The following is a 20,031-nucleotide window of genomic DNA, read 5'->3' on the forward strand; positions in this document are numbered from 1 at the left end:
GAGGATGAAAGATATGTCAAAAGAAGACGTTATTGAAGTGGAAGGTACGGTCGTTGAGGCATTACCGAATGCCATGTTCCAAGTAGAATTGGAAAATGGGCATACTGTTTTGGCTCATGTGTCAGGTAAAATGCGTATGAATTTTATCCGTATCCTTCCTGGTGATAAAGTTACTATGGAACTGACACCATATGACTTAAGCCGTGGTCGCATCACCTATCGCTTTAAGTAAGCATAGGATCCACAAAGGAGGTACTTATGAAGGTTAAACCATCAGTTAAAAAGATATGCGAAAAATGTAAAATTATTAAACGTAAAGGCCGTGTAATGGTTATTTGCGAAAACCCAAAACATAAACAAAAACAAGGATAATTGATAGGAGGTGGATGAATAGATGGCACGTATAGCCGGTGTAGATTTACCACGTGACAAACGTGTGGAAATTGGTTTAACTTATATTTACGGTATCGGTCTTACTCTTGCTAAAGAAGTATTAGCAAAAACTGGTATCAATCCAGATACTCGCGTTCGTGATTTAAGTGAAGATGAAGTAGCTAAAATCCGTGAACTTCTTGATGCAGAGTATAAAGTAGAAGGTGATCTTCGTCGTGAAGAAGCCCTTAACATTAAACGCTTAATTGAAATCAACTCCTATCGCGGTAAACGTCATCGTATGGGACTTCCATGTCGTGGTCAACGTACGAAGACAAATGCTCGTACTCGTAAGGGTCCTCGTAAAGCAATCGCAGGTAAGAAGAAATAATAAAGGAGGGATATTGTGGCTAAGAAAACAGTTAGATCCAAAAGAAAAGAAAAGAAACATATCGAATCTGGTGCAGCGCATATTCGCTCCACTTTTAACAACACTATCGTTACAGTAACAGACGTAAACGGTAATGCTCTTTCTTGGGCATCTGCTGGTGGTCTAGGTTTCCGTGGTTCCCGTAAATCCACTCCATTTGCAGCACAAATGGCAGCTGAACAAGCGGCAAAAGCAGCTATGGAACACGGTCTTCGCACTGTAGAAGTATTTGTTAAAGGCCCAGGATCTGGTCGTGAAGCAGCGATTCGTGCGTTGCAAGCAGCTGGTCTTGAAGTAACAAGCATTAAAGATGTGACTCCAATTCCTCATAACGGCTGTCGTCCTCCAAAACGTCGTCGCGTATAATCTGAGCTATATACTTAGAAAAGTGACAAGTTTTAGAGGAGGGTATACCTGATGAGCGAAGAAAAAAAACTTAGAATCGAGAAAGTAGAAATGACCGAAGATGGTCGCTATGGTAAATTCGTTTGCGAACCATTAGATCGTGGTTATGGGATTACTCTCGGTAATAGCTTGCGTCGCATTTTGCTTTCATCCTTAGATGGAGCAGCAATTACTTCCATCAAGATTGACGGAGTACTTCATGAGTTCTCTACGATTGAAGGTGTTCGTGAGGATGTATCCGATATTATTCTGAACCTTAAGCAGTTGTGCATTCGTCTTGAAGATGAAGCACCTATACCGATGGATGTACATATTGATGTTCGTAAAGATGGAGTATTAACAGCAGGTGATTTGACTCAATTTATGCCTCCTGAAATCGAAGTCTTAAATCCAGAATTAGTAATTGCTACAATGGATGAAGTAGCTCATCTTGTAATGGATGTGCGTATCGAACGTGGTAAAGGATATGTACCATCTACTAAGAATAAACGTGAAGATGATATGATTGGTCAAATTCCAATTGACTCGATCTTCTCGCCAATTCTAAGAGCAAAATATGAAGTCAGCGATGTCCGTGTGGGCAATGAAATGGACTTTGATAAGCTTACTTTAGAAGTTTGGACTAATGGTTCTATTACAGCAACTGATGCAATTGCTAAATCTGCAGCTATCATGATTTCCTATTTAGGAAACTTTACTCGATTAGCTCATTCTCTTGATATGATCGATGTAGGGGAAAGTGAAGTAGAATTAACAAGTGCAAATGGTCAAGAAGGTGGCGATATTGATGCTGAACCTAAAGGACCAACGACAATTCCTATTGAAGATCTTGAGTTGTCTGTTCGTGCTTTCAATTGCTTGAAACGCGCTAACATTCATACAATCGGTGACTTAACTGGTAAAACAGAAGACGAATTAGGAAAAATCCGCAATTTAGGGAAAAAATCTGTAGAAGAAATTCTAGAGAAATTACAATCTTACAATGAGGGTAATGATTCCTTAACATCTCAAAGCGAATAAGAGGAGAAAGACTAATGGCATACAGAAAATTAGGCCGCAACAGTTCCGCTCGTAAAGCGTTGTTCCGCGGTATGGTAACATCTCTCTTCGTACATGAACGCATTGAAACAACAGAAGCAAAAGCAAAAGAGCTTCGTAAATATGTTGATGAAATGATTACATTGGGCAAACGTGGCGACTTACATGCTCGTCGTCAAGTTCTTGCTTTTCTTATGAACGAAGATGCAGTTAAAAAATTATTTGATGAAATTGCTCCAAAATATGCTGAGCGCAACGGTGGTTACACTCGTGTAATTAAACTTGGCCTTCGTAAAGGCGATGCAGCTCCATTGGCTATTCTTGAGCTTGTATAATCAACAGCAATCTGGTTGTGATAGGATGAGTTCCACTCATTCTGTTGCAGCCTTTTTTGCGTTATAGGGGCTCTTTATTAAATGTGTGGGCTGTTCATATAAGAAGTTCTTAGCACTAGCTATCTAAATAGCTAGTGCTATTCTTTTTGCTTAATAGAAGTATACGAACTCTGAAACGTTCAAAATGACGCAACCCATAACTTATTCTCTTTCATACGTTAATGTTAGTATAGATTCTTTTTTAGTTCCATAAAATAGAGTATAGATCCGAAATAAAATGAATTGAATATATGAAAATAGCGACTCTGTCCCGTGGGATGGAGTCGCTGTTTTGCTCATAATATATTGTCTATGTTGCTGATTGTCAAATATTGATGTACTTATACAAGAATCATTTTAATCCGTAAATATAGAATCATTTTAATCCGTATATAGAGAATTATTTAGCGCTTAATTTATGTTGTTACTAGTATCATAGAACTGATGAATTTTTTAATATTTAGCTAAATTGTGTTTCGTCCACTTCCAAGAAGCCAAAGTATTCCATACGGAGTATCATTTCTTCGTAGAAAGCCAAAATCATGGTATATTTGTTGGATTGTTGTAAGGCTAGAGGGCTAATGGATTCTTCTGTCATAGCCTCGTAGATTTTGCACATTACATCATGTTTTGTGGTTGGTTTGCTGAGGAGTTTCATGAACTCTAAATCTTCTTCGTTAAAATCGGAGATAGGGTCATTGTAGCGATTGCCAGGGTAGATGTAGGCGTTCACACCTTCTTGTGGCATAATCTCTACGAATGGGATGTATCGATCAGGGATGTAGCTTTTCTTTTCTTCAAAAATATGATGTTTAAAAGGATGATCTGCTTCCAATACGGACAGGCTGATACCACTTTGAATGATGTGTTCTACCAAGAATTGATAGAACCATGGCAAACACATGTCTGGGATTGCATGTTCCCCTGTATAGGTTACTAATGTGTTTCCTTTTAAGTAGAAATGAGGGCCTTCTTGTTGAAAAATATGTACAAGTCTTTTCATGGTGAATGGATTTGTAGAAATTGAATTTATAAAATTAGATTGTTTAGTTGTGTCTGAACTACCTTGGCAGTGAGAAATAGAGGAAGGAACTGTTGTTAATTCACGTCGGCAATCATGAATGTTAGTTATATCTGTTTGGTCTGATTCTGGAGTAGCAAACAGGGAATGAGAACTTTCACTATTGTTAGTTGTGTTAGTAGTTGCATCATCAGATATTGGCTCTCGGCTTACTAAATCATCAGATATTGGTGCTTGGTTTACTATGTCTTCCGAGATTGGCGCTCGGTTTACTAAGTCACCAGAAATCGGCAGTTTGTTTACTAAGTTATCAGATATTGGTGTTTGGTTTACTATGTCTTCCGAGATTGGCATCCGTTTCGCTAAGTCTTCAAAGATTGGTTCTAAATGCTCCGATGGAATGCGTAAGGTGAATAGGAATTGCTCCAAGCTGTGTTGGAATCCTGCATCTGTGACAGATGCTTCGGTAATGCGTTTTGGTGTAGCCCCTTTGTGGGTGAATAAGGATTTGCGGAATGCTGTGTTCAGCATGAAATCGATGTACTGTTCTCGTGCCAATGGGTCGTGTGGGGCCAGTTCTTGTAATTTAGCGCGCAATGTTTCGTCATACACATCGGGGAAAGATAAATTCAAATCGCAGTCGCAGAGGTAGGTAAACCCATGCTCTGCCATATGGTCCATGCATTGGTGAAAGTACACCGGCGTGTTCACTGGCTCTAAATGGTCATGACCGACGTAGCAATCTTGTTTTTGTAATGTTTGACGCAAGGACTGTAAAAAGGATGCTTGTTGGTTTTTTACCGAGTCGTATTCGAGCATGAGCGCCCCTAGTTTACTCGCCACTGTTTTACCGTGACGTACTTTTTCGCGATGGTTTAATGTGTCCACATCTTTGTTGGCAAACTCTAAGAGAGCGCGAACGCTGTCCATCTTATGCCAACCTGGGTAAGTGTTATAGGACATGTACAAGATACCGTTCGCCCCTAGATGTTCTTTGCAGAGGCGGAGAAAATTATCTTTTGTATCCTCGTCCACCCAAGAATAGAAGCCATGGGCAATGATGTAATCATAGGTGCCGAGGTGCTGGTGACTTTCATTCACATCGCCTTCTAACAAGTCAAGGTTAGTGATGCCCAATTGGTCGATGTAGGTCTTGCCTACGCTCACTTGGGTGGGGGCAATTTCGATGCCTGTGAAAGTAGCCTTCGGATAGAACAGGGCTTGGGAAATTAAATTACCGCCGTAGGAAGATCCGATTTCCAAAATGCGCGCTGTGCTAGCAGGGGCCGGTGAAAGACCTAATAGACGAGCGTAACTTTCAAGGAAGGGAGCAGACGCATAGGGAAAAGGCTGAGACAGATACCCTAGGTCAGCATAGATTTCTTTGGCTTGCTCTTTAGTCATTCGTGTGTTGTATTTCATATAAACTCCTTTGTTCTGTCATGTAACATTTCACTCATAGGTTGCTGTGAGTGGTGTATCTTGTACGGTAATATACCTATAAGTATATCAGATATGGATAAAATGATACACCATAGTGCTATTTTGAATTGGTTATAACTAAAAGTAGGGATTGATTGCAGGGGGAGATAGCCGATACATACTATAATTGGCATAGTATGGGGAATAAAATGTATACTCAGTGCACACATGAATATACAATAATGATAACCGATAAAAATGGTTTATGTATGTCATAACTGTTATATATAGTAAGAGCATTTATGAAGATTTCATGAAGAAAAATCCTTTTGACACCTGTATCTATAGCTGATATTATGGGCTCGGATGCACTGTGGGAGATATGGGATTAAGAAATTCCTACAGTGTTATGAAAGGCATGTAAGTAGTAGTAATTAAAAAAGGAGAAAGGCTATTATGGAACGGTTATATCAAATTGTGTCTACCACGACAAAACAGTGTTGTGGAGTAACGTCAGAGTTTGCGAAAAAGAGCGGGAAGAAAGTGGCTGTTATGGGAGCAGTTACTTTGCTCGCAAGTGGAGTAGTGAGTGCGCAGATTCAGACGGATCCTAGTACGGCAGAACGGTTATCGAAATTAGAAGATATTGTGGGAACGAAAGGAACTGCACCAACGTATAAATTAACGGATAAAGTAAAACAATTAGATACAGAAACACAAGCATTATCTAGCAAAGTAGATACATTGACAGCAAATAGCAAGGCTGCAGAGCAAAAAGAACAACTTCAAGACAAATGGATCGCTGATAATAAAGATAAATCGATACAAAATAAAGCAGATATTGATGACCTAAAACCAAAAGTAGAAGCAAATACCAATAAGCTAGGAATGTTAGAAAATAAAATCGATGGAGTTAGAGAAGCCGCAGTTGCAGAAGCTGGTAATAAAGCTGATGAAAAAATAGCTACTGCCAAAAATGAGTTAACAGCTAAAATCGATGCGGCAAAACAAGAAGCAACGCAAGCAGCTGCTACGGCTAAAACAGATGCTATTACAGCGGCAGGAAAGCAAGCTGATCAAAAAATTACGGAAGCTAAGGCTGATATTACTAAAGAGATAAACAAATCAAAAACAGAAGCCATCGCTGAGGCAGGTACACAGGCAGATACGAAGATTGCCAAAGCAAAGGCTGACATTGCTAATGATATTGCAGCAGCCAAAACGGAAGCTATTGGAGCAGCTGGTAAGGAGACGGATGCGAAGATTACAGCCACAAAGACGGAATTTAATGGAAAATTAAAGGATTTAAGTGACAAAACCGTTAAGATTGAGCAACATAATAAAGATATTGCTCAGCTGAAAGCGGTTGAACAAGCCCATGAAGTGCGTATTGCCAATGTAGAAAAAGATGTGAAACAAGTCGGTGCCAGTGCAGCAGCATTAGCGGCATTGAAAGTATTGCCATTTCATGGTGGGCAACGAACACAAGTCATGGCAGGTGTTGGCACCTATCGTGGGCAAACTGCGATGGCCTTAGGGGTAGCACATTATGCGAACCAACATCTGATGTACCATGGTGGTATTAGCTTTGGTGGGACGCATGGGACTATGGCTAATGCGGGTGTGACAATCGGCTTTGGTAGTGGCGAAACCACAACATCAGAATCATCGAAAGTAGCTGCATTGCAAAGTGTAGTAGCTCGATTAACAGCTGAAAATGAACAAGTGAAAGCAGCATTGCACGATATTTATGTAAAATTACAAGCTAAATAAGTCGAATATAGTATCCATACAATGGGTTCCTTTCCTTTTTGTATACAAACTAGATCTATAAGCAGAAATACATGTTAGGTATACTCCACGGTGTATCCTAGCATGTATTTTTGCTCTAGCATACATCTATAGAGCAAAGAGTTTATATTACTAGCGATGAAATTGTATGGAGTGATTTACATAATTATGATATATCTTTGACAAAAGGCTGGGATTAGTCTACCAACTCATTTTGTCCTATAACCCAACTATGACAGTTATAAAAATATTTTCCTTCCTAATGACATATTTTGTCATTCCTCTTCGATATACTGAAAGCATCAATAGTTTTATAGTATGTTGTAAAGACAGAAAGAGGTATGAACATGAATTGGAAAGACAAATGGAAAGATGCATGGAACGAATTAGGGGACATGAGTTTGCGGGAACTGTTCACTTTCACGAAGAAGGAAAAGTGGATTTGTGCTATTTTTGGAGTTGTTTTTACGGTAGGTATGCTGTTTAGTATGCGAGGCGTTGAAACGATAACATCGCCTCCAGGCTGGATTGTAGGGTATGTTCATAGAGGAGGGACTGTTCCTGATTATGTGAGCTATGTACCACAACAGACCTTTGAGGACAAAGGGGATGTACAGGTGGTGAATGGTCATCATTTGCAAATGCGCCATCTCCTATGGTACTTTTGGTGGGTAAAAGAAAATAATGATTTTACCATTACCTTTGATAAGCACGCACGGAAGGCAGAGTACTATGATCACCGTACAGAGCAGACCTATACATTATCCTTTGATACCAATGAAGGTACTGATTCTGAGGTGAATGAGAAGTTGAATATGATCAATGATGCATCAGAGGAATTTTTTAAAAAGCCTTTCATCAAAGTAAATCGTATCCAACGTATCCGAGAAGACTATTTATTTAAACAGCAATCTGATACATCGTTGATAGAACCAGTAAAAGGGCCTTTGTTTACACGAGGTGCTGTGAAAAAAAGTGTGTAATGGTCGCAGCTAATTTTGAGACCCGATTAGCTGTTGTAGATGTGGTATAATTGTAATAAAGTATGATGTAGCAATTGATGATGAGGTGTCATATGAAATATACTAAGGAGCCTTTACAATTAGATAATCCTTTGGAGTTTTGGCTAAATTTCGAGGGCGAGGAACGGGTCTTTTGGGTGGACCGTCAAAGTGATCGTGTGGTGGTAGGTGCCAAACGATTGGCGGTGGTGAAAGACGATGTTGATCGGGAACAATATGCGTATGTATTTTATGGGGGAACCTTCTTTCCAACTGTGAAAGACGAAAAATGGCGCAATATGGGCCATGAAATGGTGGCTTTCACCCATTACTATATCGTAGAAAATGGGGAGTCCTTTTACCTGCATGCGGGGGAGGGTGTAGATATACAGCGCCATAGGATTGAGCGCGTGGACCATACGTTCACGGAAACCAGTGACGATAAACAAGATTGGGATACCTTGATGGATGCCATTTTGACGAATATTCACGCAGGGCGCATGACGAAGGTGGTTTCCTCGCGTGAGGTAGAGTTTACCAGTCCTACAACGTTTGATGTGGTGAGCATATTGGACCGTTTGGTGGAGAACAACCCGAATTGCTTTATTTTTGGGTATGAGAAAGAGGGGCGCACCTTTGTGGGGGCATCCCCTGAAATTCTCGTGCGCCATCGGGGGGATGAAATTCTAAGCTATGCCTTGGCAGGAACGGCACCGAAGTTTGGCCCTAAAGCGTGGACGAAAGAGCGATTCCTAAATGACCATAAAAATCGGGTGGAACACAATATTGTGCGAGATCGTATTGTGCATACGATGCGACAAGTGACGGAGGATGTGACCGTAGGAGAGACGGGGATTATGGAGCTTTCACGGTTATACCATTTGCGGACCATCATCACCGCCAAGGATAGCACGAAATCTCTCATCGAATGGGGCCAATTATTGCACCCAACACCAGCATTAGGGGGAGAGCCGCGAGAACTGGCCATGGATTTACTGGCGAAGTATGAAGCCCATGAGCGTGGCATGTATGCGGCGCCGTTCGGATTTATGAAAGATATGGGGGATGGCATTCTAGTGGTTGCTATTCGGTCTGCCCTTATCATGGGAAATATCCTCTATGCCTATGCAGGATGTGGCATTGTGAGCGAATCCAATAGCGATGAAGAGTACGAAGAAACGATTAATAAAATGGGTACTATATTGGATGCGTTATAGGATGAAAAGGAATGTTGAGTGATCAGCATTCCTTTTTTGCGTTTCAGAACTCCTAAACAATGGTATAATACTAGTAGATAGTCACTAGTAACGATAAGGTAATACCACAGATTGGTATGGGAGATACGATATGAATGAATATATAGCAAGTTTGGTGGATGAGTTGCACCAATTAGGGGTGCGCCATGCAGTGTTCAGCCCTGGTTCACGGTCCACTACATTAGCCATGCTTTTTCAAAGTCATGGGGGCTTTCACACGTATATGAATATTGATGAGCGGTCTGCTGGGTTTATGGCGTTGGGCATTGCCAAAGCGCAGGGCGAGCCTGCCGTATTGGTGTGCACATCGGGGTCTGCGTTGACCCATTATGGTCCTGCTGTGGTGGAAGCAAAGCACAGCGGCGTACCTATGATTATTTTGTCTGCGGACCGTCCGTACACCTTGCAACAGGTGGGGGCACCGCAGACCATTGACCAACAGAAATATTTTGGCACCGCCGTGAACTATTATGAGGAACTGTCTGTGCCTAGTGAAAGTCACTATTACACATACCCTCGTCAAGTAGCACGCCGTGCCTATTTGAAAGCGAATGATCACAAACTGGGACCGGTACACATCAATGTGCCATTGTTTGAGCCCTTGGTGCCCCATCGTGAGGAAGAGTATTTTAAACAAGGTCGAAGTGCGAAACCGTTCCGACTGGTGAAACATCAGGAGATTGCATCCTTGGGAACATTGCTAAATGCAAAACGTGTGCTCATCTTGGGTGGTCCTACTGTGATGAATCCGAAAGCAGTGGTGGACTTCGCAGACCGGATTGGCGCCGTTGTCATAGGGGATCCTTTGTCCAATTTGCGCCAATACGAGAGCGTTATCAGTACCTATGATGCATTCTTGGCTCATCATGAACGATGGGAAATATTGCGACCAGATGTGGTCATCCAATTGGGGCAAATTCCTGTGTCAAAGCGGATTCAACAATGGATGGCGACTTTGACGGATATCGATTATATGACTGTTAGCCCTAATGCAGATGTGGTGAATCCTAGTTTGACGACTACCATACATGTGATGGCGAGTGTAGAGGTATTCTTATCGGAGCTCTATCGTGGCTTGTTTGCTGTATTGGGTCTAGGTAGTAGAATCGGAGATACAGTGCAGGAATCGCTAGATAAGCGTGATGCGGAAGACGATGGATTAAGCACTGTCGGCTATGAATTAGGATTGCAACAAGAAAATATAGATATAGATAAAAAACATAGAGAAGAGGACGGTAAAGGTGTATCTGCTTACCATACTATAGCTAATACAGAGTATGTGAGAGTGTGGCAACAAATCGAATCCAACAGCCGTCAACAGTTGGACAAGGTACAACATGAACCAACTCTATTTGAGGGCCGTACGATCCACATGTTACAACAAATGATGCCTGATGAAGGCCAAATTCTTGTGGCGAACAGCATGTCTATTCGTGATATGGATTATTTTTGGGCTTCTGGGCGTTCCCAAGCTATGGTGTATGGCAATCGTGGCACCAATGGTATTGATGGGACTGTGTCTACGGCCTTAGGGCTTAGCACGAATGGCAAACCTACCGTCATGGTTACAGGGGATTTAAGTTTCTTTCACGATTTGAACGGTCTAGCCATTGGCAAGACACATGGTATGAATTTGACCATCATTTTACATAACAATGATGGCGGCGGTATTTTTCAATACTTGCCACAAAAAGGAACGGATGACTTCGATTACCTCTTCAACACACCGCAAGGTATTGATTACAGCGGTTTAGCAATCATGTACGGCTTAGACTATGTAAAAGTCACCACCAATGCAGAGCTAGACTCAGCTATGAAACAGTACATCGGTACAGAGGGGGTTCATATTATCGAAGTGCCTACCTCTAAAGAAATTAGCCGTGAACTGCACAAGGTGTATCGGGTGCAATAATATGAAGTCAATGATTCAAGATATACGAACCTTAGATATGCAACGCATGCAGATTAACATAGGGGAGTACCACTATGGGGTGAGCGTAATAGGTACAGGAAAACCGCTGGTTTGTTTCCATGGATTTTCCGAATCTGGGTCTACCTGGGATGGTCTTGAGGTACCAGATTATCGACTGATACGCATTGATAGTATGGGCCATGGTAGGTCGGCTCGACCTATGGAAGTAAAACCTTACACATTGCCTCAGATGCTTAGCGATTTGCATACGGTTATCTACGCCGTAGCTGGTGAAAGATACGGCCTTCTAGGCTACTCCATGGGGGCGAGGATGGCTTTATTATATGCATTGGAGTATGCAGAAGAAGTGACGCACCTAGTCTTGGAAAGTGGGTCGGTAGGCATAGAAGAGGAAGGGGAACGACAAGCGAGGTATGTAGCGGATCGTGCTTTGGCTGAACGGATTCGGGCACGTGATATTACTTGGTTTAGTGAGACTTGGGCGAAACTAGATATCTTCAAGACCCAACAAAGTTTACCTCTGAAGGTACAACAGCAGATTCAAGGACGGCGCGTACTCAATAGTCCTCATGCGTTGGCTTTCACATTGGAAGGAAGCGGACAGGGGACTATGCCTTACGTAGGTCATCGTTTGTGGGAATTAACCATGCCTGTTTGTTATATTAGCGGAGAATTAGATACGAAATATACAACTATTGGGGCTAGGTATTTTGGTGATGTCCATCGCATCGTGCCACAGGTGGGGCATAATGTACATGTGGAAGCACCAACGGCATATCAGCACATGTTGGAAGAATTTTTGTGTACCCATGACTGATAGAGGATACTACCGTGACAGACTTGTATCCTCCTGTGTATTAGGGACATAGATGGACTGTGTTATGAAGTGAACTAGGTATATAGTGCTAGTTATCAGGATAGAAATGAGAGGCGCCTATGATTACAAATATTACCTTGTACCATGTGCAACTGCCGATGAAGTTTACTTTCAAAACTGCGAAGGGCGAGGTGAAGGTGCGAGACACCATCGTGATTCGTCTAGAAGATGACAAGGGTCATGTAGGCTACGGGGAATGCGTGGCCTTTGTAGACCCTTTTTATACGGCGGAAACCGTCGGGTCCTGTTGGCGTGCGTTGAAAGAACGATATTTGCCCACCTTGTTAGGGGCGCAGGTAGATCCGAATGTGGTGGCATCTTGGGCGCAAGACGGATGCCCTATGACGGTGGCAGCCGTGGAAAACGCTCTGTTTCACGTGAAATGCGCGAGCCTAGGCGTGAATACTGTAGAATATGTGATGGGTCAGCCCTTGGGAACACGAATCCCTATGGGGGTCGTCATTGGGGACATTCCTTTAGACCAAGTGGTACCCGCTGTAAAAGCCTATGTGGACCTAGGTTGCGAGCGTATGAAACTGAAAGTATCCCCTAAGGATGGTCATGAGCGTGTGGCATTAGTGCGGAGTGCCTTTCCAGACCTTACGTTGGCAGTGGATGGCAACCAAAGTTATACCTATGATGACTTAGAGAGTGTACGGGCTTATGATGCGTTTCATTTGGCCTGCCTAGAAGAGCCCTTTCAGATGGTGAACTTACAGGAGTACTCCCAATGGAAACAGAGTCTAGGCACGAAGTGGAACATAGAAACAAAGATTTGCTTGGACGAATCCGTACTCTCCTTCGAAGACTTGGTCTATGCTCACACGCATGGATTACTCGATGTATTGAATGTGAAAGTAGGTCGTTTAGGGGGCTTACGGATGGCAAAGCAAGCCATTGAGTATTGCCGTACTCATGGGATTGGGTATTGGATTGGATCCATGGTGGAATCCAGTATTTCCAAGTTGTTACATGTGCAACTAGCTGCCTTGGGTGATGCCTATATGGCAGGGGATTTGTCGGACTCCTTGCGATACTTTCACCAAGATTTAACAGACCCCGGGTTAACTTTCACAGATGGGTATATGACAGTGCCGAATGGAATAGGTCTAGGGGCGACGGTACAAGAAACGTTGCTAGAACACTATAGTATAGCCAAGGAAACATGGACATACAGTATGAGATAAGACATATACAATGGGGGCACGGTAGATATAATGGCATAGGACTGGGTGCATAGTGAGGTGTGACAGTGCGAAATTGCGTGCACGGAACATTGTAATGGTTCGAGCGAGAACATTTGATGTATATGTGTGTTGGTAGGCTAATCTAGGACTAGTAGTTATTATACAAGTATGACAACTCGTGGTACTATATATGGGGACCCTTTTAGAAGGGGAAGCAAGACGATAGGAGGTTATGATGAACGAATATATAGAATTGTTAAAGCGAGAGGTGAAACCCGCATTTGGTTGTACGGAACCAATTGCGTTGGCCTTTGCAGCGGCGAAAGCGGCAGAATTATTAGGCGTTCGACCAGATCATATTCACGGTCGTTTAAGTGGTAATATTATTAAAAATGCGAAAAGCGTCACCATTCCTAATTCAGAAGGTCGCACAGGCATTTACTATAGCCTCATTTTAGGAACCTTAGTGGGTACGGCAGCAAAAGAGCTGGAAGTGTTAGAAGACCTTACCCATGAACAAGTGGTCGAAGCAGACCGTCTATTTGAAGCGGATTACTGTGATATTGAACTAGCAGAAGGAGTAGAAAACTTATTTATCGAAGTTAGTGCCGTCGCTGGTGAACATACATCTAAGGTTATTGTTCAAAATACACATACTACGATTTCTTATGCAGAAAAAGATGGGGAAGTGCTCATTGCTCTATCTGCGGAAGACGTGGCAAAACATTCCATGGAATTGTGCTTTGACTCTTGCTATGAATTTGCTAGTACTGTAGATGCGAAAGAGTTGGAAGATATTTTAGGACCACAATTAGATTTGAATATGGCCATTGCCGAAGAAGGTATGAAAAATAATTATGGATCTAACATTGGTAAATTGATTATTTCCAATTCTTCATCCATTGCAGATAAAGCTCGTGCCTATGCAGCAGCTGGTTCTGATGCACGGATGGACGGTTGTTCCATGCCTGTTATGATTAACTGCGGTAGTGGCAATCAAGGGATTACCCTTTCCGTACCCATCATGATGTATGCTAAAGAATACGGTATCGATCGTGACCATACGTTGCGCTCTTTAGCCTTAGCCAATGTGTTAGCCTTATACATCAAACAATATATTGGTCGTTTGAGTGCGTACTGCGGCGTAGTGAGTGCTGCCTCTGCTACGGCCGCTGGTGTAGCATTCTTGCTCAATGAATCCAAGGAAGTGGTTTGGGAAACATTATCAAATGCATTGGCAGGCACATCTGGTGTGGTTTGTGATGGAGCAAAAGCGTCCTGTGCGATGAAAATTGGTATGTCCCTTGGTAATTCCTTGTTAGCCTATACACAGGCAAGGACAGATAATAGTTTTAAAGCGGGCCAAGGTATTGTAAAAGAAGATATTGACAAGACCGTACAAACGGTGGCAACCATTGCTCGTGAAGGGATGAAACAAACCGATGTTGTCATTTTAGAAACTATGCTAGAAAAGTAATCTATGCATTATTGGTATAGAGAATGAGAACAATTATATATTGATTTTTCTAAAAGTATAGTGTATGATAGATACATAGATTAATTCTATAGTCACATACCTAGTATGTGCTATGCGTAATTTGTAATGTTAAAGGAGATATTAGAATGGCAATCATCGGTAAACAACTACCAGCTTTTGAATTAGATGCATTCCGTAAACCAGAAATCATTAAAGTTAGCAATAAAGATATCGAAGGTAAATGGAGCGTGTTTGTATTCTATCCAGCAGACTTCACATTTGTATGTCCAACAGAATTGGCAGACTTACAAGATCAATATGCACAATTGAAAGACTTGGGCGTAGAAGTATTCTCCGTATCTGTTGACTCTGCATTTGTTCACAAAGCATGGTCCGATGCATCTCCTACTATCAATAAAATCGAATACACTATGATATCCGATATTAAGCATGAATTAGCTGATTTCTTCGGTACATTCTGTGAAGAAGCTGGTCAAGCGTATCGTGGTTCTTTCGTAGTCGATCCAGATGGCATCATTCGTGCCGCAGAAATTTGCGACATGGGCGTTGGTCGATCCGCGGCTGAGTTAGTACGTAAAGTACAAGCTTGTCAATTTGTTGCGAAACATGGTGAAGTGTGCCCAGCTAAATGGACTCCTGGTGAAAAGACATTGAATCCAGCTGATCTTGGCTTAGTTGGCAAAATCTAAAGTAAATAAACATCTAATTTATTCATGGTTTAAGTCTCCTCTCCCTCTCTCGAATCTTAAACCACCTCATTAAATTAGTATGTTGACGATAATTGTAAACTTTCCTAAGAACACATCTTAGATCCTTTACTTCCCATAAAGACGACAAGGCTATGCTTTGTCGTCTTTATCTTTCTAAAAACATATAGTAGTATACCTAAAAAGTATACTTTTAGTATTTTAAAGTATTAGATTTACTTTGAAATTTTGTATATAATAAGAGTGTAAGGTTACAGCTAGAACACATATAGGAGAATGAGAATGTTAGAAGTTACATACGAACGATTGGCGGCAATTTTTAAAGCTTTAAGTGATGAAACAAGATTACGAATTGTAGATATGTTGTCCTGTAATGAACTATGTGCTTGTGATATTTTGGCTAGCTTTGAGTTATCTCAATCTACCCTTAGTTATCATATGAAAATTTTAATTGATGCAGGTATTGTGAATTCTGTGCGCAGTGGATTGTGGACTCGCTATTCTATTAATGAAGAAGCGTTTGATGAATTTGTTAAATTCTTACCTGAATTATATAAAACAAAAGATGAGTGTATTTGTGCACAAATCAAATACTGCCGTATTGAAGATGCTCCTCAAGCGGTGGCAGAATAATATGAAACGTTGGATTATGCATGTAGACATGGATGCTTTCTTTGCATCTGTAGAACAACATGATCGTCCAGAACTACAAGGTCACCCAGTTATCGTGGGTGGCCTTTCTTCACGTGGTGTAGTGTCTACGTGCAGTTATGAAGCTCGGACATTTGGCGTGCGTTCTGCTATGCCCATTGGGAAGGCTAGACAATTATGTCCAGATGGTATCTATCTATTGCCAAGAATGGAGCGGTATCATGAAGTTTCTGAACAAATTCATGACGTGTTGCATCGGTTTAGTCCCTATTTAGAACCCATTTCTTTGGATGAGGCTTTTTTAGATATTTCAGGGCTAGGAAAACTCTATCATTCCCCTATGGCAGTGGGGCGTGCCGTGAAAGAACAAATTAAGGATCTAACGGGGTTGGTCGCATCTGTGGGCATTGGACCGAATAAGTTTCTAGCCAAACTAGCATCAGATTTACAAAAGCCAGATGGGTTATATATTATCCCCCATGGACAAGAGGTAGATCATATTAAACACTTACCTGTACGTAGATTGTGGGGCGTAGGGGCTCATATGGAGCAAGTGTTACAAAGAGGTGGCTTTCATCGGATTCAAGATATTGCGCAGTTAGATTCGTATCATGAGTTAGAACCTTATTGCGGTCATCAAAGTGAGCGGATCTATTTATTATCCAAAGGCATTGATGATCGTCCTATTGAGTGGAATCGTGAGTTGCAATCCGTAGGCAATGAATTGACCTATGAAAGGGACTTAATGGACCCAGAGGAAATCGACAACGAATGGCGCTATTTTGCGCATCATGTGGCTAAGCGGTTGCGACAAAAAGGTCTGAAAGGTCATACCATAGCCATCAAAGTACGGTTGCCAGATTTTACTACGAAGACACGGCAAAAACGATTATCCTATCAGACAGATAGAGAAACTGTATTGTATGAGACGGCCTGTGTATTATATAATAAACTTAATGTACAGGGGCCGTTCCGCTTATTGGGGATTACGGTTAGTGGCTTTCACCAAGAGGTGGAGCAAGAGTCGCTCTTTCAGCGTGAAGAAACAGAGCCAGATCGGTTAGCACAAGTGCTAGATACTTTGGAAGAACGGTTTGGAGAAGATATTGTTACCACGGGAGCTATGTGGAAACGAAAATGGAAGGATGATACCACATCGTCCTAGGAGGATAGTATGCAACAATATATATTGGACCAGGAACAGATTGAAACATTGTTACAAGGCTTGCAGACAGCGTATAGTCATTGCAAAGAAATACAACAGCAATATGTGGCGAATTTAGAGGCGCACCATATGGAGTCCCCTGAAATGGCTATGGAAGTGGTAGAAGACTTAGAAAACTTTGCGCATATGTTGGCTCTATTGGGAAAACAATGGGAAGAACTACGTGGGCTCCAACATATGGTAACAGAGCACTATCTGTATGATATGATCTCTTCCTTAGAAGAGACACCAACCGTAGAAACTGTGGCGGATGAAGGTGTGGAAGGCTATGATGTAGGGGTTGCATTAGGAGTAGACTTTGTGATGGCTGATCGTTGGCAAGGGGAAGTAGCTGCAAAGACAGCAGAACCGAAACCAGCATCGAGTTCTTTTATGGATTTATTCAGTAATACTAGTGAAACGAAGCGTATCAAAGAGTATGACTATGAGGATTGGGACTTTTCCGATGATAGTGAGGATTCTACTGAAGAAGAGGATACTTCTATAGACTTAACAAAACAAACTCATACAGAGTCTAATTTGTATGATACCTTTGAGATGGGAAAACCTAAAAAAGAACATAAAAAACGTTGTAAACATTGCACAGAACATTCTCCCATCCCAGAAGAACGAGAAAAATGTTGCATTGTGAAACAAGAAAAAAAGAAAAAAAAGGAAAAAAGCAAAGATAAGAAAAAATCTAACAAAGAGATTCCTTCTGTAGACAAATGGGCGAAAAAGTTATCCAAATGGGAACGCTATGCAGAAGAGCATGGCGATGCGTGGACAGAAAAAGTCTTGCAAAAAGTAGCCAAAAAGGCGGAGAAAAAAGCGGAAAAGCGGGGCATGAAAGCGCTCTTTAAGAAGCATAAGTTAGATCGATTTGCGAAGCTAACTAAGGAGGACTAAGGTATGGATGTAGTAAGTATATTAGGATTTATCTTGTTAGGTATTGCCGTAGCTACCTTGGGAACGATCATTGGTGCTGGTGGTGGTATTATCTTTGTGCCTGTATTTTTATATTTCTTTCCAGAGTGGACGCCAGCCATGGTGGTAGGTACATCCTTGTTTACGGTAACCTGTAATGCCATTTCGGGTACTATTGCCTATGTGAAGCAGAAAAAAATTCTCTATAGTGCAGCCATTTTGTTTAGTATTGCTACCTTCCCTGGATCTATCGTTGGCGCTTATGTGGCGGAATATTTTGATGGTAATGGATTCCGATTCTGGTTTGGCTCCTTCTTGCTCATCATGTCTGGCTTTATTGGCTACAAAAACATGCGAAAAGGGGAGCGCAAAGAAGAGTCCTTGCAATTAGAAGAGTTGACCTATAATAAAGTGGTAGGTGTCCTCGTTAGTGTAGTAGTAGGTTTCTTGTCTAGTTTGTTTGGCATTGGTGGTGGATTAATCCATGTACCAGCATTAATTTATATGATGGGGTTCCCTACCCATATGGCAACAGCTACAAGCCATTTTATTTTAGCTACCTCCACATCTGTTGGTACGCTGACTCACTTTTTGAGTGGACATATTCATTTTGAAGTGGCTATCCCTTGCGGTATTGGTGCCTTACTAGGTGGTCAATTAGGAGCCTATATTGCAAAACGCTTGCGTGCAAAAACAATTTTGATTGGCTTATCTATTGGGGTTGGTATCTTAGCCTTGCGTTTGATTTACACATCCCACGTATTGTTCTAAAACATAGAGAATAGATTCAATGGAGAGGATACTATGGGAAAGAGAAAGAAACGGAAACAACATGAATCACAACCACAGCCAACGATTACGACAGCCCGTTTGACCACTATGATGAAATGGATGTTGTGTATTAATCATTTGGCTTTGTGCTGGTTCTTTAATGGTCGTGCTGACACGAGTTTACTAGCCGCCAATATGTTGGGTGGCGTTGCCCTTTGTGGGATTTACTGGATACGTTTTAAGAAAGACATGTTTACCGATGCAGAGGTAGAACGTGGCATGCGCTATGTATTGTCCTATATTCTGATGACCATGACAGCTTTCTTTTACACATTGGCCATGTATCGTTCGGGGGAATTAACGGATACTATGTATCTGATTATCACCGGGGCTAGTTTCTTTGTGTGGTTCTGTTTGTATAGCGCTACACAGGGGCTCATTAAGAAACGTGAATAATATATACTATAAGTTCTCGTTACCCTAAGGTAGCGGGAACTTTTTGGATAACATCCTGAATATGACTAACACGATACAACTAGAGAACTAGACAAGAGACCCCCTGCTGGGGGTTCTTTTAATATATAAGGCATACCTTTGAAAGGTGATAGTAACCGTATATTGTAAAATTTCATTGCCAGGTGGTACAATACAAATACTAGATGAGGGATTGAGAAAGGGGCGATAGAGGATGAATCGATTTTTACGACGAGGACAATTACAAACCATAGAATCACAGAAGGATCCATCCGTGGTAGAAGACATGAATACGCTGGTGAGTGAAGTGAGTTCGGATGAGTTTTTGGACATGGTACAACAAGAGGGGTCGCCAAAGGATTTGAACCGAGCTATGGATATGGTGGAGATGGAAGAGTCAGAAGAAAATCGTGTACCTGTGGATCCCTATGAATCAATGACGATTCGAGATTATAGCCAATTGGATGTATTGCCAGAGAACTCTGATGAAGGGTATGGTTTTTCTAGTGCGAATGAAACAGAACAGGATCGATTTTTCCATAACAACTACAATGATATTATGGAAGATGAGTTAGAATATGACGAGCACGAGGCTGATAGTTCTTATGATTACGATTCTGGAGATAGTTTTGATTTCGACTTTGACGTTGATTTCGACTTGTTTGATAACTTTGATGATGATTAAGGAATGA

At 41.6% G+C, this 20,031-nt stretch carries 21 protein-coding genes; 20 read left to right on the plus strand and 1 reads right to left on the minus strand.

Translation table 11 applies throughout. The features are described 5' to 3' along the window. Window positions 1-13: 13 nt before the first annotated feature. The 6 genes from infA to rplQ are packed head-to-tail and all read left to right on the plus strand — an operon-like array spanning window position 14 to window position 2,580. Window positions 14-232 (plus strand): translation initiation factor IF-1, encoded by a 219-nt coding sequence (gene infA, locus EO125_RS03565; protein ID WP_127147692.1) that lies wholly within the window; start codon window positions 14-16, stop codon window positions 230-232. Between the two features lie 26 nt (window positions 233-258). After that, complete coding sequence (gene rpmJ, locus EO125_RS03570; protein WP_007391661.1) at window positions 259-372, plus strand: 50S ribosomal protein L36; 114 nt, start codon at window positions 259-261, stop codon at window positions 370-372. A 22-nt stretch (window positions 373-394) separates the two neighbouring features. Continuing rightward, window positions 395-763, plus strand: a complete 369-nt coding sequence (gene rpsM / locus EO125_RS03575) for a 30S ribosomal protein S13 (RefSeq protein ID WP_126939407.1) — start codon at window positions 395-397, stop codon at window positions 761-763. 15 nt (window positions 764-778) lie between these two features. Next, on the plus strand, window positions 779-1,168 hold the full coding sequence (rpsK, locus tag EO125_RS03580) for a 30S ribosomal protein S11 (RefSeq protein WP_009353912.1): 390 nt from the start codon (window positions 779-781) through the stop codon (window positions 1,166-1,168). Between the two features lie 51 nt (window positions 1,169-1,219). Further along, entirely contained in the window at window positions 1,220-2,227 is a 1,008-nt protein-coding gene (locus EO125_RS03585) for a DNA-directed RNA polymerase subunit alpha (RefSeq protein ID WP_127147693.1), read from the plus strand. Window positions 2,228-2,241: 14 nt separating this feature from the next. Next, window positions 2,242-2,580, plus strand: coding sequence for a 50S ribosomal protein L17 (gene rplQ, locus EO125_RS03590; protein ID WP_009353923.1), 339 nt, complete (start codon window positions 2,242-2,244; stop codon window positions 2,578-2,580). Between the two features lie 499 nt (window positions 2,581-3,079). On the opposite strand, the gene EO125_RS03595 is transcribed toward rplQ, so the two are convergent. Beyond that, window positions 3,080-5,062 carry a class I SAM-dependent methyltransferase gene (locus EO125_RS03595; RefSeq protein ID WP_127147694.1) on the minus strand — a complete coding sequence of 661 codons (1,983 nt, stop codon included), beginning with the start codon at window positions 5,060-5,062 and terminating at the stop codon, window positions 3,080-3,082. A 456-nt stretch (window positions 5,063-5,518) separates the two neighbouring features. Here EO125_RS03595 and EO125_RS03600 point away from each other — a divergent pair, with 456 nt between their 5' ends. The 14 genes from EO125_RS03600 (at window position 5,519) to EO125_RS03665 (ending at window position 20,024) form a co-directional block, all read left to right on the plus strand. Then, complete coding sequence (locus tag EO125_RS03600; protein WP_127147695.1) at window positions 5,519-6,835, plus strand: YadA C-terminal domain-containing protein; 1,317 nt, start codon at window positions 5,519-5,521, stop codon at window positions 6,833-6,835. A 365-nt stretch (window positions 6,836-7,200) separates the two neighbouring features. Then, complete coding sequence (locus EO125_RS03605) at window positions 7,201-7,836, plus strand: hypothetical protein (RefSeq protein WP_127147696.1); 636 nt, start codon at window positions 7,201-7,203, stop codon at window positions 7,834-7,836. 92 nt (window positions 7,837-7,928) lie between these two features. Further along, window positions 7,929-9,071 carry an isochorismate synthase gene (locus EO125_RS03610; protein ID WP_127147697.1) on the plus strand — a complete coding sequence of 381 codons (1,143 nt, stop codon included), beginning with the start codon at window positions 7,929-7,931 and terminating at the stop codon, window positions 9,069-9,071. A 130-nt stretch (window positions 9,072-9,201) separates the two neighbouring features. Next, entirely contained in the window at window positions 9,202-11,022 is a 1,821-nt protein-coding gene (gene menD / locus EO125_RS03615; RefSeq protein ID WP_127147698.1) for a 2-succinyl-5-enolpyruvyl-6-hydroxy-3-cyclohexene-1-carboxylic-acid synthase, read from the plus strand. A gap of 1 nt (window position 11,023) precedes the next feature. Next, on the plus strand, window positions 11,024-11,860 hold the full coding sequence (gene menH / locus EO125_RS03620) for a 2-succinyl-6-hydroxy-2,4-cyclohexadiene-1-carboxylate synthase (protein ID WP_240630429.1): 837 nt from the start codon (window positions 11,024-11,026) through the stop codon (window positions 11,858-11,860). Between the two features lie 119 nt (window positions 11,861-11,979). Continuing rightward, window positions 11,980-13,107 carry an o-succinylbenzoate synthase gene (gene menC / locus EO125_RS03625; protein ID WP_127147699.1) on the plus strand — a complete coding sequence of 376 codons (1,128 nt, stop codon included), beginning with the start codon at window positions 11,980-11,982 and terminating at the stop codon, window positions 13,105-13,107. 235 nt (window positions 13,108-13,342) lie between these two features. Next, a complete protein-coding gene (locus tag EO125_RS03630) occupies window positions 13,343-14,584 on the plus strand; it encodes a serine dehydratase subunit alpha family protein (protein WP_127147700.1) in 1,242 nt (413 codons plus the stop codon). A 146-nt stretch (window positions 14,585-14,730) separates the two neighbouring features. After that, window positions 14,731-15,294 carry a redoxin domain-containing protein gene (locus tag EO125_RS03635; protein WP_127147701.1) on the plus strand — a complete coding sequence of 188 codons (564 nt, stop codon included), beginning with the start codon at window positions 14,731-14,733 and terminating at the stop codon, window positions 15,292-15,294. A 300-nt stretch (window positions 15,295-15,594) separates the two neighbouring features. Beyond that, complete coding sequence (locus EO125_RS03640; protein ID WP_127147702.1) at window positions 15,595-15,945, plus strand: helix-turn-helix transcriptional regulator; 351 nt, start codon at window positions 15,595-15,597, stop codon at window positions 15,943-15,945. 1 nt (window position 15,946) lies between these two features. Continuing rightward, complete coding sequence (locus tag EO125_RS03645; RefSeq protein WP_127147703.1) at window positions 15,947-17,128, plus strand: DNA polymerase IV; 1,182 nt, start codon at window positions 15,947-15,949, stop codon at window positions 17,126-17,128. Between the two features lie 9 nt (window positions 17,129-17,137). Next, window positions 17,138-18,076, plus strand: coding sequence for a hypothetical protein (locus EO125_RS03650; RefSeq protein WP_127147704.1), 939 nt, complete (start codon window positions 17,138-17,140; stop codon window positions 18,074-18,076). 3 nt (window positions 18,077-18,079) lie between these two features. After that, window positions 18,080-18,865 (plus strand): sulfite exporter TauE/SafE family protein, encoded by a 786-nt coding sequence (locus tag EO125_RS03655; protein ID WP_127147705.1) that lies wholly within the window; start codon window positions 18,080-18,082, stop codon window positions 18,863-18,865. 33 nt (window positions 18,866-18,898) lie between these two features. Next, window positions 18,899-19,321, plus strand: coding sequence for a hypothetical protein (locus EO125_RS03660; protein WP_127147706.1), 423 nt, complete (start codon window positions 18,899-18,901; stop codon window positions 19,319-19,321). A gap of 232 nt (window positions 19,322-19,553) precedes the next feature. Continuing rightward, window positions 19,554-20,024, plus strand: a complete 471-nt coding sequence (locus tag EO125_RS03665) for a hypothetical protein (RefSeq protein ID WP_127147707.1) — start codon at window positions 19,554-19,556, stop codon at window positions 20,022-20,024. Window positions 20,025-20,031: the final 7 nt, after the last annotated feature.

It is taken from the genome of Veillonella sp. VA139, assembly GCF_003992005.1.
In the GTDB taxonomy this organism is placed as follows: Bacteria; Bacillota; Negativicutes; order Veillonellales; family Veillonellaceae; genus F0422.